Origin of the sequence: Paenarthrobacter sp. PPS72, from assembly GCF_048537125.1 — a bacterium.
Taxonomy (GTDB): Bacteria; Actinomycetota; Actinomycetes; order Actinomycetales; family Micrococcaceae; genus Arthrobacter; species Arthrobacter nitroguajacolicus_E.
Genome location: NZ_JBLYIE010000011.1, coordinates 52,389 through 66,672 on the forward strand (window position 1 = coordinate 52,389; position 14,284 = coordinate 66,672).

The window sequence follows — 14,284 nt, forward strand, 5'->3', positions numbered from 1 at the left end:
CAACGGCAGCCTCAGCGCGGCCAAGACACAAAGGAAGATGAGTTCCACACGCAACTCAGCGACATTATGAAGGAACTCAAGCACTTCAATCAGCACTTCAATCAGCACTTCAAGGACAAGATCGTCTACCTCAACTGCGACGACCTCCGGGTCAGAAATTCCTTCCGCGGTTTCTCTTTCAGCTTCGAGAAGCTAGGCCTTAAGAAACTCATCGCACGCTACATGAGCCAGGAAGCAGACCTCTTTAGTCAGAAGGACTCCGAAGAGGCCATTTGGCTTGAGTATGACGGCGACAAGAACCACAATATGGCGCCTGACCCCGGAGAGATCGGCGTCAAGCCGCTTACCGGAGACAGCGACTTCCGCGGTACCGAGAGCATTGAACTGCTCAAAATAGGCCGACGTCGTGGTGACCAACCCGCCGTGCTCTCTTTTCGGCCAGTACATGACTCAGCTGATGAAGTACGAAAAATAGCTCATCATTGTCGGCAACCAAATACCATCAGCTATAGGGCAGTCGTCGAGCTCGTCCAGGAAACAAGCTTTGTTTGGGCAACAAAAGCGGGGGACATGGCTTTCAAGGTGCGCTCCTATTACGAGCCTCGTTCCACTCGCCTTTGGGTCGATGACGGAGGCCACAAGTGGCGTAGCTTCGGTAACACTTGCTGGTTCACCAACCTCGACTTGAGCAAGTGCCACGGTGACCTCCTCCTTTATACGGCCTACAGTCCTGAGGACTACCCGGCGTACGACAGCCACGATGCATTGACGTGTCGAAGGTTGTCGACATTCCTGGACAAGTACAACCCTGACCAGTTCTTGCTAAATCGCCTGGCTAACGGTAGCTCCGCGTCGAAGGCACCGGCGGTGGTTGAAGAGATCTCTGGGGAAACTCAGTCTCGCGGCGAAAGAGTCAACGGAGTGGCGCACGAAGATAAACGGGTTTAAACGTGCCTCTGCGGTTCGCCTCCGCAAACTACGGTAGTCTCGACACTGAGCAATTGGGTCGCTAACCGTCCGCGATCCGAGGTCTCTTATCTTAAATCTCGTATGATCGTGGAGGACCCCCATGGCTGACGTGCAGGATCGCTGGCTCTCCGTCGAAGAGATTTGCCAGCACCTCGGAGTGAGCAGCGACACCGTCTACCGCTGGATCGATCGCTCAGACATGCCCGCCCACAAGATGGGGCGAAAGTGGAAGTTCAAACGAGACCAGGTTGATGCCTGGGTCGAAGCTGGCGGCGCTGCGGGCGACTCGCGCGAAGAAGCTCCCGAAGGCGGGGCCAAGTGACCACGCCACGCATACGGATCAACGCCGTAGACCTGTTCAGCGGGGCAGGCGGGCTGACACATGGCCTTGCCAAGGCCGGAATCAACGTCCGTGTGGGCATCGATGTCGACCCTGCGTGTGAGTACCCTTACACGGAGAACAACAAGGCCAGGTTCCTGCTGCAGTCTGTCGGTGAGATTGAGTCCGACGAACTCGCTTCGTACTACCTACCGAGAAGCGTTCGCCTGCTGGCTGGCTGCGCACCATGCCAGACGTTCTCTTCCTACAACCAGAAGGCGTCAACCGACGACGACCGATGGTGGCTGCTGCGGCACTTCTCGCGGCTTGCAGGAGAGCTGCTCCCAGAGCTAGTCACCATGGAGAATGTGCCCGGTCTGCTCGACCATGCCGTCTTCGATGAGTTCGTTGCATCGCTCGAAGCCAGCGGCTACAAGGTGTCCAAGCAGGTCGTCAACTGCCAAGACTACGGTGTTCCGCAGCACCGGAACCGCCTGGTGCTCCTCGCTTCGCGCCTTGGCCCGATCAGCCTCCTGACCCCTGCTCAATTCAAGGCGAAACCGACGAGCGTTCGTGAAGCGATCGGCAACGGAAAGGTGCCAGCCCTGGCAGCGGGGTCAGCAGATGCAGCAGATCGCCTACACCAAGCCTCCGGGCTGTCCCCACTCAATCTGCGCAGGATCAAGGCGTCCAAACCCGGCGGCACCTGGCGTGACTGGCCCGACGAACTTGTCGCTGAATGCCACAAGAAGGAGTCCGGCAAGACTTACCCCGGCGTATATGGTCGCATGGCGTGGGACGACGCCGCCCCCACCATGACCACTCAGTTCTACGGGTTCGGCAACGGACGCTTCGGGCACCCATCCCAGGATCGAGCGATCTCTCTACGAGAGGGAGCAATCTTGCAGGGCTTCCCCCCGAACTACCAGTTCGTCGCGCCAGGTGCCCCCGTACACATGAAGACCATCGGCAGACTCATCGGCAACGCAGTACCGGTCACCCTTGGAGAACTCATCGGCCGGAGTATGAAGGCCCACGTCAAGGCGCATCGCGAGGATGTCCTTCGTCTGCTCGCCGAGGGCCAACTCGCATGACCCCAGACCAAGGACCCTCGACTCAGACTATTCCTGAACCCGGCCAGCTCGTCGAGGTACGTCGTCGCCAGTGGGTTGTGTCCGAAGCGCCGACGGGGAGCGCGCTGCCCGGGACGCATCCGCAACATCTCGTCACGCTCTCATCGCTGGACGAGGACGCCTTGGGAGAAGAGCTCCAGGTGATTTGGGAACTTGAGCCTGGTGCGCAAGTACTCGAAAAGGCCGGGCTGCCAGAAGTTACCGGCTGGGACTCGGATGACCGTCTGGAGGCCTTCCTTGATGCGGTGCGCTGGGGAGCAGCAACCAACGCGAACCGCACGTTCCTCCAAGCACCGTTCCGCAGCGGCATCTCCATTGAGGACTATCAGCTTGAGCCACTCGTCCGAGCCATCGACATGGCACGGGCGAACCTCCTTATCGCGGATGATGTGGGCCTCGGCAAGACCATCGAGGCCGGCCTGGTTGTCCAGGAGTTGCTGATCCGGCATCGAGCCCGCACGGTTCTCGTAGTTTGCCCAGCGAGCCTGCAGATCAAGTGGCAAACCGAGATGCAGGAGAAGTTCGGCCTGGAGTTCCGAATCGTAGATACGGAGTACGTCAAGCAGCTACGACGAAGCAGAGGGATCCAAGCAAATCCGTGGACCTCGTTCCCACGGCTCATCACTTCGGTGGATTGGGCCAAGTCAGGCGAGGGCCTTCGGCTACTCAAGGACATCCTCCCTGCCTCAAGCACCTACCCGCGTAAGTTCGACATCCTCATTGTCGACGAGGCGCACAACGTCGCGCCTGCCGCAGCCATGCGGTATGCCCTTGAGAGCCAACGAACGAGGCTGATCCGAACCCTCGCTCCCAACTTCTCCCACCGCTTGTTCCTGACCGCCACCCCGCACAACGGCTACCAGGCGTCCTTCACGTCGCTGTTGGAGCTGCTAGACGACCAGCGTTTCGCTCGCTCCGTCATGCCGGACGAGCAACAGCTGCATCGCGTCATGGTTCGCCGCCTCAAGAGCGACATGACGGACCCGGATGGGAAGCGCCTCTTCCCCGAGCGGAAACTCGTCCCGCTCGAAGTTGCCTACACCGACAACGAGATAGAAGCACACGCGCTGCTTCAGCATTTCATCACCGACCGCTCAAAGTCCGTCGGCGGTGGCAAGTATGCCTACGGCACGGATTTCGCTCATAAGCTCCTCAAGAAGCGCCTGTTCTCTTCGCCGCTTGCGTTCGCGACGACGCTCGCACGCCACCGCGAGACGCTGAGCCGCGGCTCGCGCGCATCCAAGCCCCTCGGCGCCATGGATGATCGTGTGCTGCGCAAGGCGATCCTTCGCGCAGAGGAGGATCAGGCCAGTGACTCCACGTTGGAAGACGCCCAGCACGAGGCCGTGGAACTGGCCTCCGAGCTCGCCGTACCGCTGACCCAGGGCCAGCGCGACACACTGGACCGGCTGACCGTCTGGGCCGAAGGCGCGCGCAACAAGCCCGACTCGAAGGCCAAAGCGATCCTCGAATGGATCGAGTCGCATCTCAAAGAACCCGATGGCCAGTGGAGCAACAAGCGCGTCATCCTGTTCACCGAGTATCGAGCTACGCACAGCTGGCTCCAGCAGATCCTCGCAAGCCACGGATACGGCGGCGACCGACTGGCGTTCCTCCACGGCGATGTGGACCCGGACGACCGTGAGACGGTGAAGGCGGCCTTCCAAGCTGATCCGGCGGTGTCTCCAGTGCGCATTCTGCTTGCAACTGATGCCGCTTCCGAGGGGATCGACCTTCAGAATCACTGCAACTACCTCATCCACGTCGAGATTCCCTGGAATCCGAACGTTATGGAGCAGCGCAACGGGCGCATTGATCGCCACGGTCAGAAGGAAGACACCGTTTTCATCTGGCACCCGGTGGGTCGATCACGCGGCGTCAGCGCGCTCACCCCAGGTGAGGTTGCTGGCGACCATGAGTATCTGATGCGAGCGGCGAACAAGGTCGAGACCATCCGCGAGGACCTTGGCAGTGTTGGGCCTGTCCTTGCCCGGCAGATCGAAGAGATCATGCTCGGCCGACGGAACGGCTTCGATACGGTCTTGGCTGAGGCAAACGCAGCACGCACCCGCCGATTCGTCGCCGCCGAGCGTCAACTGCGCGATCGGATTCAGCGCCTGCACCAGACCTTGATCCAAGCGCGAAGCGAGTTTCGCATGTCGCCAGAGAACATTGAACGCGCAGTCAGGGTGGCCCTCGACCTGGCCGAGAAGCCCTCCTTGACTCCGGTGAAGCTGTCCGGCGCGTCGGATGCCGTCGTGTTCACTGTGCCTGAGCTCACTGGCTCCTGGGGCAAGGCGACTCGTGGACTTGAGCATCCGCACACCCAGGCGCGGCGCCCGATCACTTTTGATCATGAAGCTTCCAAGGGCCGCGATGACGTGGTGCTTGCGCACCTCGGGCACCGACTGGTCCAGATGTGCTTGCGACTCCTGCGCGAGGAAGTCTGGAAGCTGCACGACACCAAGAAGCTGCACCGCGTAGCCGTCCGGGTAGTGCCGGACAGCCTTGCTGCGCAGCCTGTCGTCCTGCTTTGGTCGCGACTCGTCATCACCGGCGGAGACCACCGGCGGCTTCACGAAGAACTCACTTTGTCCGGGGGTGAGCTTGGTCACGACCGCTTCAGCCGGATTACCCAGGTTGCCAAGCGTGAAGAGCTCCTCGCATCGGCCGCGCCGGTCGAGCCGAGCGACGCGCTGTTCGCCGTACTCAAGGAGAGATTCGCGAACAGCAAGCAGTCCGTTATGAGCGCGGTCGAAGCCCGATCCAAAGAGCGCCTCGACAGCCTCGACAAAACTCTTAAGGATCGACTGGACCACGATTTGACCGACCTCCACTCTGTTCTCGACGAGCTCGAACAAGCAATCGCAAGAGAGCTCAACCCCGACGACGCCGAGAGCGATCTCTATCTACCGGGCCTGTCTCCGCAAGAGATGAGCCAGGTATCCAAGGACATCGCTGCCCTCGAAAGCCGACTCGCCCGCATCCCGGGGGAACGCGCGGCTGAGGAGACCGCTATCAAGCGGCAGTACGCCGATCCGGTCGCACGCACCTTCCCCGCAGCGGTGATCTTCCTGGTCCCTGAGTCCATGGCTCTGAGGGGGTGCCCGCGTGGTCGCACAGTCGCAGCAAGTTGAATGGCTCTCGTTGGTCGAGACCAGCGGGCCGTTCCTGACCCTCACGGTCCTCGAACAGGCGTTCCCACAAGGCCTCGAATCAATCGAGACCCCTCGACGCCAACAACTCCGCTCCGCCTACTCTGAGTGGCGCGAAGCGGTCGACGAGGACGACGAGCTTCTGCCTCAACTTCACGACGCGTGGGTGAACCTGGTCCTCACCGAGTTGCTTGAGTTCGACGAGGAGTCGGCAACGCCTCGCTGTTCCTGGGAGGACGGTTCCTTGTCGGTATCGTCGCCTGATGGGACCGCGCACTATGCGCCCACATGGATCATCCACGCTCCAGGTTCAGCGGAGCCGCGCGCGTTCATCGCAGTGACTGGCCCCGACGTTGACCTGGAGTCCGCCGCTCAGCCCGACGGCTGGATCGCCAGCGAAGTGGAGCGCATGACCCTCCTGTGTCGAGAGCGCGGGGTTCGAGTCGGGATCGTGACAAACGGCGAATCGTGGGTGCTCATGAACGCGCCCGCAGACGCACCCTCTGGGAAGGCCATCTGGTGCTCGCGCTTCTGGTTCCAAGAGCCTGCGACGCTCAAGGCGTTCCAGTCGTTGCTCGGCGTGCGACGTTGCTTCGGACCCACCGACCAGACCCTCGAAGCGCTTCTCGACGAGTCGCTGAAGCACCAGGAGGAAGTCACCGACACACTCGGTGAGCAGGTACGCCGGGCCACCGAGGTCTTGATCCAAGCGCTCGACAGGGCGGACCAGGACCGCAATCGGGAACTCCTCCGCGATGTGCCGCCCTCGCTGCTCTACGAAGCCTCCCTCACAGTGATGATGCGCCTCGTGTTCGTGTTGTGCGCCGAAGAGCGGGGCCTCTTCCTCCTCGGCGACGCCGTGTACGACGAGAACCTCGCCGTCTCAACACTTCGTGGCAAGCTCGCGGAGGAAGCAGACCAACTGGGCGATGAAGTGTTGGAACGCCGCTTCGACGCCTGGGCGAGACTATTGGCTGCGTTCCGCGCTGTCTACGCAGGTATCGAGCACGAAGACCTACGGCTACCCGCCATGGGTGGCTCCCTGTTCGACCCCGACCAATACCCGTTCCTCGAAGGCCGTGCAATGGGCACCTCGTGGCTGGACACCACTTCGCAGCCCTTGCCGATAGACAACCGCACTGTCCTCCTGCTCCTAAACTCCTTGCAGGTGCTGGAGCAATCTCACGGCGCGCTCGCTCTGTCGTATCGAGCCCTGGATGTCGAGCAGATCGGACACGTCTACGAAGGACTACTCGATCACACCGTGGTTCGCGTCCCGGACATCACACTCGGCCTTGAGGGTTCAGCGAAGAACCGCTATCCGACCATAGGCCTGGCCGAGATGGAGTCGCTGCGATTCGAAAGCCAGGACGCACTCGTCTCCAAGATCGCCGAAGAGACAGGGCGAGCTCAAACAACGATCGAAAAGGCACTCGCAAGGCCAGTTCCAGATACGGCGCGGACCGCCCTACTGAGCGCTGCGAATGGCAGCAGTGCTTTATTTGAGCGCATCGTTCAATTCGTCAACCTTGTGAGAAGCGACGCCTGGGGTGAGTTGATCGTCTACAAGGCTCATTCGTTCATGGTGACCCCGGGCGCGGATCGGCGAGAAAGCGGCACGCACTACACCCCGCGGTCGCTGACTGAACAAATCGTCGACGTTGCACTCGAACCCCTCGTTTATATCGGCCCAGCCGAAGGCAAACCGAGGGAGCAATGGATGCTCAAGACTCCGAGCGCTATTCTCGACCTCAAAGTATGTGACCCCGCGATGGGATCGGGAGCATTCCTCGTGCAAGCCTGCCGATACTTGGCTGAACGACTCGTCGAATCATGGGCGAACGCCGAAGCTGACGGCAGGTGCATCACCGCGAACGGCGAGGTGGTCAGTGGGCTCGGAGTTATGGACCCGATTCCCAGGCAGGCAGACGAACGAGTCAACATCGCACGAAGGCTTGTTGCACTGCGGTGCCTCTATGGGGTGGACATCAATCCGCTGGCCGTCGAGCTCGCCAAGCTGTCGATCTGGCTCGTGACTCTGTCTGAGGGCAGGCCGTTCGGATTCCTTGATCACAATTTGCGCTCCGGCGATAGTTTGCTGGGAATCCACCGGACCGAACAACTCGTGCAGATGCGCCTCAGTCCGGCCTTCGGTGAACGTCAGACTGGGCTCCTCGACGATGTGGTTACTGAGGCAGTGCAGCATGCCAACGCGATTCGCTTACGACTTCGAACCTCACGAGCACTTGACATAACGGACGTACTTGCTTCTGCCGCCTTGGATCGTCAAGCACGAAGCGTCGTACGCGGGGTTGACCTCCTTGCTGATGCGTTCATGGGCGAGGCTGTACGGCTCGGCCCCCAATCCAAGAACCTCAACGGCGTGTGCGACTCGCTTGCGCTCCGAACGTCCGAGCTACTCAAAGAGTCTTCCGCAGAGCAGTTTTATCTTGCCCAGCACCCGCAGGCGACGTTGAACATTGATCTACCTGATGGCGCTGCCAACAGACGACCGTTCCACTGGCCGCTTGAGTTCCCGGAGGTGTTCCTTCAAGGCGGCTTCGACGCGGTGCTCGGGAACCCGCCGTTCTCCGGTGGGCGGATGATAGGCAGGAGTCTCGGCGAGGCATACGTTCGATATCTCGGCTATGTCAGGAACCAGGTCAAGGGCTCACCGGACCTCTGCGCATACTTTTTCCTTCGCGCGCTATCTATCGTAAAGACTGGCGGTGAGGTCGGACTGCTTGCCACCAAGTCCATAACCGAGACAGGAACGCGAGTCGTCTGCCTGGATCAGATCCTTCGGCACGGGAATTCTATTCGTCGTGCTATCCGACGCAAACCGTGGCCGGGCAAGGCGTCGGTCGTCGTCTCAATAGTGTGGATTCATGTGGGCGTCTGGTCAGGGGAAGTGCTCCTTGAGGGAGCGCCGGTGGAATCCATCACAAGCGCGTTGGAGGCAGACGCGAAGATTGCTAGGCCACACAAACTGTTGGCACTGAAGGGGCGGTTCTCTGAAGGCCAGAAGACTATGGGCCGGGGCTTCGAACTATCAGCCGAGGAGCGAGCAGCCCTCCTGGAGGATGAGCCAGCAGCCGCTGCTGTCATTTTCCCGATTTTTACTGGACAGGACCTCAACCAGATGCCGACATTGGTCCCAACGCGCTGGATCATCTACTTCCGCGACTGGGACGAGTCCAAGGCTCGACAGTATCCGATCGCGTTTGCCCGCCTACAGGAGCAAGTGAAGCCATATCGGGATTCTTTGACCGGGCAGATCCATCAAAAGGACTTCTGGAAGTTGTGGGACTTGAGACCTTCACTAATGCGTGAAGTCGAAGGCCACCGGACCATCTTGGCTTCCGGAACAGTGGCTAAGTATCCCACTTTCCGATTCGTTTCCACGGCCAACATCTTCAACCACCAAACCAAGCTCTATTTCTTGTATGAATGGTCGGATTTTGCATTGCTCCAATCCAGCCTGCACCAGGAATGGGCCTACTGGAACTCAGGAACAATGGGTGCGTCCACGCTCAGGTATTCGACTTCCACCTCATTGGAAACCTGGCCGATGCCGACCCGCGACTTGAGTGCATTAGACGAAATAGGTAGGAAATATCATCAGAGGCGTGAGGCTGAACTAGGCTCTGAGGATATCGGGCTGACAGAGCTATATAACCGAATACACGATCCGCTCAACCGGGAAGGCTCAGTCCAGGAGTTGCGCACACTCCGGAGTCAGATGGATCATGCGGTTTTGCATGCCTACGGGTGGTCAGACGTTGACCCTGGCCATGGATTCTACGAGTTGGAGTATCTGCCGCCGAAGGACTGCCTGCGCTTCACGCTCTCACCAGGAGCTCGGCTCGAGGTGTTGCGCCGCCTATCGAAGCTAAACCACGAGCGTTACAAGGAAGAACAAGACAAAAGATCAACACGAGGACCAGTCAGGCGAGGAAAGCGTGGAATGTCGTCGGCCATTCCGTCCCTGCTGGATGGCGAACGATTGGCCGGAGGGCAGTGAACACTATGCAGAACGCTTGGATGCTCGCGCACGCGCGAGGACAGCTTGACGGATTTACGATCGTTCTCGACGAAGTCGAGGGAGGCCAGCAAATCCAAATGGGAGATGGCGTGGCCCTCTCCGCTGAGGGCGCGGCACTGGCGGTTGGCCGTGTCTATAGGGTGAAGGAAACGGCTGAGGGCATAGTCCTCCACCTAGATCAGCTTGTTCCTGCCACTGATTCGGTTTCGCTGGCAGACCTTGGTGTCGAGGTCCAGGCGGATTCTGGCGCTACTCGACTCGAATGGGACCTCTTCGAGGAGGCCGTAGTTCGGTTGACCGGTGACTCGTTCGGTGGCCTCCCGACGCTGTCCGGCAAGACGAAGGCGGAGCAGGCTTACCTACGGGAACTCCTCCGGCTTGCTGTCGTCGATGATCTGCTCGGCCCAGCCGACGGTCCACACGAGGAGATCGTGGGCATGAGCGTGCGTGACCGGTATCTGGTTGGCAAGCTCGCGCCCCTTGATCCTGTGCACAAGGCACAACAGGAATCCGAGTTCGCGGAGGAGGAGGTTGCTGATGGCGATACGCCTGAGGATCTCCGTGTGTACGGGAATGAGGCACACATCAGCCGCGATTCCGTACCGGCCACGAGCCCGGCCGAGGAAGACGACGAACCAGAGGTCAACGCCTCCGAGAGTCAGTCACTGGTTCCGTCCTCCATGGGACTGACGTTCTGCGTGCCAGAGGACCAGGAAGCTGTCGAGGTCTTGGTCTCGTGGGGCCGCTACATACGAAGCAAGTCGGAAGACTCGGGGAAGCGTTGCTGGAAGCGAATCCCCGCGGGCGGCAAGGTCACGCTCGCCCTGAGCGAAGGATCGATCACGCCATGCATCGTGGACAACGCAGTCCCCGAGGTTCGTCTCCAAGGAAGCGTGAGTCGGCACGTCGGCCAAGGCGATCGACTGGTGACGCTGTTTCTGGTCAACGGGCAGACCGAGCCACAGCAGAACCGTGACCAAGCCTGGGTCTTCCAGCCGGAGATCGTTGTACGAGACAACGCTGGCGGCGCTGTCTTCCGCCGTCGTCCGTTGCTTGATGTCGAGCAGCACGACGAAGAACGGTTGTCGCTAGAGATGATCTACAGGAGGCGTGTTGAGTTCGCAACCGGCCACGGAACCTCGGTTCACGCAGTGGTTAGTGCGTCCGACCCTGAACTTTCGACTGAAATACGCACCGCGGTCATCCCCGATCAGGAAATCCAGATCACCGAGGCCCCTGGTGCGGACCCAGCCGACCGTGTGGCACTACGCGAATTGAGGGCGCACGGCTGGCTCGACATGGAGAAACTAGCTGATTCAGCCGAGCTGTCCGACGACAAACTTCTCGGAGCACTCACCGTTCTGACCGGGGACTATGAGGGCTGGATTGCAGAAAACCGCGCTGCCATCGGGGTAGCAGTCGAGGGCTATGACGCCCAAGCCCAGGAAGCTATGGAGCGTTGTGAGCTCATCCTCGAACGGCTCAAGGAAGGCATCTCGATGCTGCGCCTGAACACGGATGCCATGTCGGCATTCCGGTTCGCCAACCGCGCTATGGCGCAACAGCGCGTTCGTGGCATCTACGCCCGCAAACGTCGCCAGGGCGAGGCGGTTACGGTGGACGAGTTGAACATCCCTGCGAACCGTACCTGGCATCCGTTTCAGTTGGCTTTCCTGCTCCTATCTGTCCCGGCGTTGGCAGACCCCGAGCACGCGGACCGGACAGAACCGCTGGCCGCATACGCCGACTTGCTCTGGTTCCCAACCGGTGGCGGCAAGACCGAGGCGTACCTTGGTGTCGCGGCATTCGCCATGTCGATCCGACGCCTCCAAGGAATGCTTGGCGGCGTCGATGCCACCCGCGGTCTCGCCGTCATCATGCGCTACACACTGCGCCTCCTCACTTTGCAGCAGTTCCAGCGAGCCTCGACCCTCATCTGCGCGATGGAGGTGCTCCGCAAACAAGACCCCGAGACCTGGGGCTCGGAGCCTTTCACTCTTGGCCTCTGGGTTGGCGGGAAGGTGACACCGAACCGCACAGAAGACAGCCACGAGGCGATCGAGAAGGAGCGCGACAACCGCCGCGACACAGGCTCATCGCCCGCGCAGTTGACCAGCTGTCCCTGGTGCGGTTCTGCGATCAACCCTGGCCGAGACATCACCGTCGAGAAGTACCCTGGCGCTGACCAGACGTTCATATATTGCAGCGACAAGTACGGCCGGTGCGAGTTCTCCAAGGCCCAATACCCCGAGCTTGGGCTCCCAGTCGTTGTGGTGGATGAGGAAATATATCGACGTCCACCGTCGATGCTGATCGCCACTGTCGATAAGTTCGCGATGATGGCCTGGCGCGGACAGACTCGGACATTGTTCGGTGCTGCCACGTCGGAATGCCCACGTCATGGCCTGCTGTGGCCTGGGAGCCCTTGCCAAGGTAACCACAAGGCTGAGCGAGGCAAGCCCGCGACCCGCGTGAAGGTGATCTCGCCGCTTCGGCCACCCGACCTCATCATCCAGGACGAGTTCCACCTCATCAGCGGACCGCTTGGAACGATGGTAGGCGTCTATGAGACGGCCGTCGATGAACTGTCCACGTGGAGCCTAGGCGACAAGAAGGTCCGGCCGAAGGTCATCGCCTCGACCGCCACCGTCCGAAAGGCCGAGGAACAGGTGAACAACGTGTTCCTGCGCCAAGTAGCGATCTTCCCGCCGCACGGGTTGGACGTCGAGGACAACTTCTTCTCGGTACAGCGCTCCACACAAGACCGGCCCGGCAGGCTCTACCTCGGCATCTGCTCACCAGGCAGCTCACGGCCTGCGGTGCTCATCCGCGTGTACGTCGCACTGCTCACCGCCGCCAAGACCCTCTTCCAAGACTTCGGTGCCGCTGCGGACCCCTACATGACCCTCGTCGGATACTTCAACTCACTTCGCGAACTCGGAGGCATGAGACGCCTGGCCGAGGATGATGTGCAGACTCGTGCCTATCGGGTCGAGATGAGCGACGTGAGCCGGCCCGGCCTGACACAACGCTCGGTGAACCAGGTCGACGAGCTGACCTCACGAGTGACCAGCAAAGAGATCCCGCAGAAGCTTGACCGGCTGGAGTTGCCCTTCAAGGAGAAGTGGGAGTCTGGAGAGGCCCGCGCCTACGACATCGTTCTTGCCACCAACATGCTGTCAGTTGGCGTTGATGTGAACCGTCTCGGCCTCATGGTCGTCAATGGACAACCGAAGAACACCGCCGAGTACATCCAGGCCACGAGCCGCGTCGGACGTTCGTTCCCCGGTCTCGTTGTCACCGTCCTCACCTGGAGCAGGCCACGCGACCTGTCGCACTACGAGACGTTCGAGCACTACCACTCGACGTTCTACAAGCACGTAGAAGCCCAGTCCGTCACACCGTTCGCCCCCAGGGCACTTGATCGTGCGCTGACGGGCACCATGGTCAGCCTGATGCGGCTCGGTAACGACTCGCTGAACCCGAATCTCGGTGCCCAGCTGCTGGACAAGACCTCCGGGCCAGAAGCAACCCGGGCGATCGAAGCCGTCTCTGAACGGGCATGGAAAGCCAAAGACAAGGCCGCACGCGACCTCGTTCTCGGGATGGCCCGTGACCGGACCGACCGTTGGGCGAAGGAAGCCGCAATGGGCGGCCGCCGCCTCGGCTATGAGACTGAGCGCGGGCAAGGCGATGTAGTCGGGCTGTTGAGGAAGCCTGGCGCCCAAGCTTGGGATGAGTTCACTGTCCTGATGTCTATGCGGGAGGTAGAACCCGGCGTCCAACTCCTCATGGACGCGTCAAGACGCTCGGCTGATGCGCCTCCGTGGAAACCACGGTCTCGACCCAGCGACGGAGGCGCCGCATGAGCACGAACAACCATGTCGTCGGCCAGGTCCGTCCAAGCCAGCTCCTGTGGGCCTACGGGCCCGGTTCAATCGTTGACCTGCCGAACCTGTCGGTGGTCACGATGGGGCTGAACAAGTGGGACCCCAATAGGTGCCCGCCAGTCGAAGAAGCCAGACTGCTCGCCGAGGTCAAGCGTGTCCTCGGCCCGCAGGTGCAGCGGCTCCGCATTCCCCCATTCCTCCAGGAGGATCGCCCGGACCCGTTCTCTGCCGAGGGCCGTGTTGGCGTCCCGGTCAGCCCTTTCCCGCGTTGGCTGCGTTGCATCAAGTGTGGACTTCTCGCCGAGTATGACTCGGGCCTGTTCGACATCAAGAGTTTTCCGTATCGGCCAGAGCGAACGCACTTTCTGCACACGAACTGCGACAAGGGGAAGCACGCGGACGCCGTGCCTGCTCGCTTCCTCCTCGCCTGCCGTAACGGGCACCTTGATGACTTCCCTTGGAACTGGTTCATCCATGGTGGATCAGACTGCAAGGGCACATTCCGGTTCTTTGAGCGGGGCGCGTCCTTGCAAACCGAGAACCTTTGGGTGAAGTGCGATACCTGCCACAACGCTCGCTCGCTCGTCCATGCGTTCGGAAAGGACGCCGCGGACAATCTTCCTGGGTGCAGGGGGCGGCATCCTCACCTCGACTCGTACGAGGACTGCACCCAAGAACCACGCACGATCCTGCTCGGTGCGACCAACAGCTGGTTCCCGGTTACCCTCTCCGTGCTTGCCATCCCCCTAGATGTATTGACCACGGACGTTAGG

6 protein-coding genes and 1 pseudogene are annotated in these 14,284 nt (G+C 60.7%); all 7 read left to right on the top strand.

Features of this window, described 5'->3' with window-relative positions; translation table 11 throughout:
• Positions 1 to 27: 27 nt before the first annotated feature.
• Positions 28 to 948 (top strand): annotated as a pseudogene (locus ACLRGI_RS23415) (adenine-specific methyltransferase EcoRI family protein); the annotation flags it as partial.
• Positions 949 to 1,069: 121 nt separating this feature from the next.
• Positions 1,070 to 1,291, top strand: a complete 222-nt coding sequence (locus ACLRGI_RS06120; RefSeq protein WP_419200767.1) for a helix-turn-helix domain-containing protein — start codon at positions 1,070 to 1,072, stop codon at positions 1,289 to 1,291.
• Positions 1,288 to 2,382, top strand: a complete 1,095-nt coding sequence (locus tag ACLRGI_RS06125) for a DNA cytosine methyltransferase (protein WP_419200768.1) — start codon at positions 1,288 to 1,290, stop codon at positions 2,380 to 2,382. Before ACLRGI_RS06120 ends, ACLRGI_RS06125 begins: the two co-directional genes overlap by 4 nt.
• The gene (drmD, locus tag ACLRGI_RS06130) at positions 2,379 to 5,558 is read left to right on the top strand and encodes a DISARM system SNF2-like helicase DrmD (RefSeq protein WP_419200769.1); all 3,180 of its coding nucleotides are present in this window, start codon (positions 2,379 to 2,381) and stop codon (positions 5,556 to 5,558) included. Before ACLRGI_RS06125 ends, drmD begins: the two co-directional genes overlap by 4 nt.
• Entirely contained in the window at positions 5,533 to 9,600 is a 4,068-nt protein-coding gene (locus ACLRGI_RS06135; RefSeq protein ID WP_419200770.1) for an Eco57I restriction-modification methylase domain-containing protein, read from the top strand. Before drmD ends, ACLRGI_RS06135 begins: the two co-directional genes overlap by 26 nt.
• Before the next feature lie 5 nt (positions 9,601 to 9,605).
• A complete protein-coding gene (gene drmA, locus ACLRGI_RS06140; protein ID WP_419200774.1) occupies positions 9,606 to 13,490 on the top strand; it encodes a DISARM system helicase DrmA in 3,885 nt (1,294 codons plus the stop codon).
• A partial coding sequence (gene drmB, locus ACLRGI_RS06145; RefSeq protein ID WP_419200771.1) for a DrmB family protein occupies positions 13,487 to 14,284 on the top strand: 798 nt, incomplete at its 3' end. The genes drmA and drmB, both read left to right, overlap by 4 nt.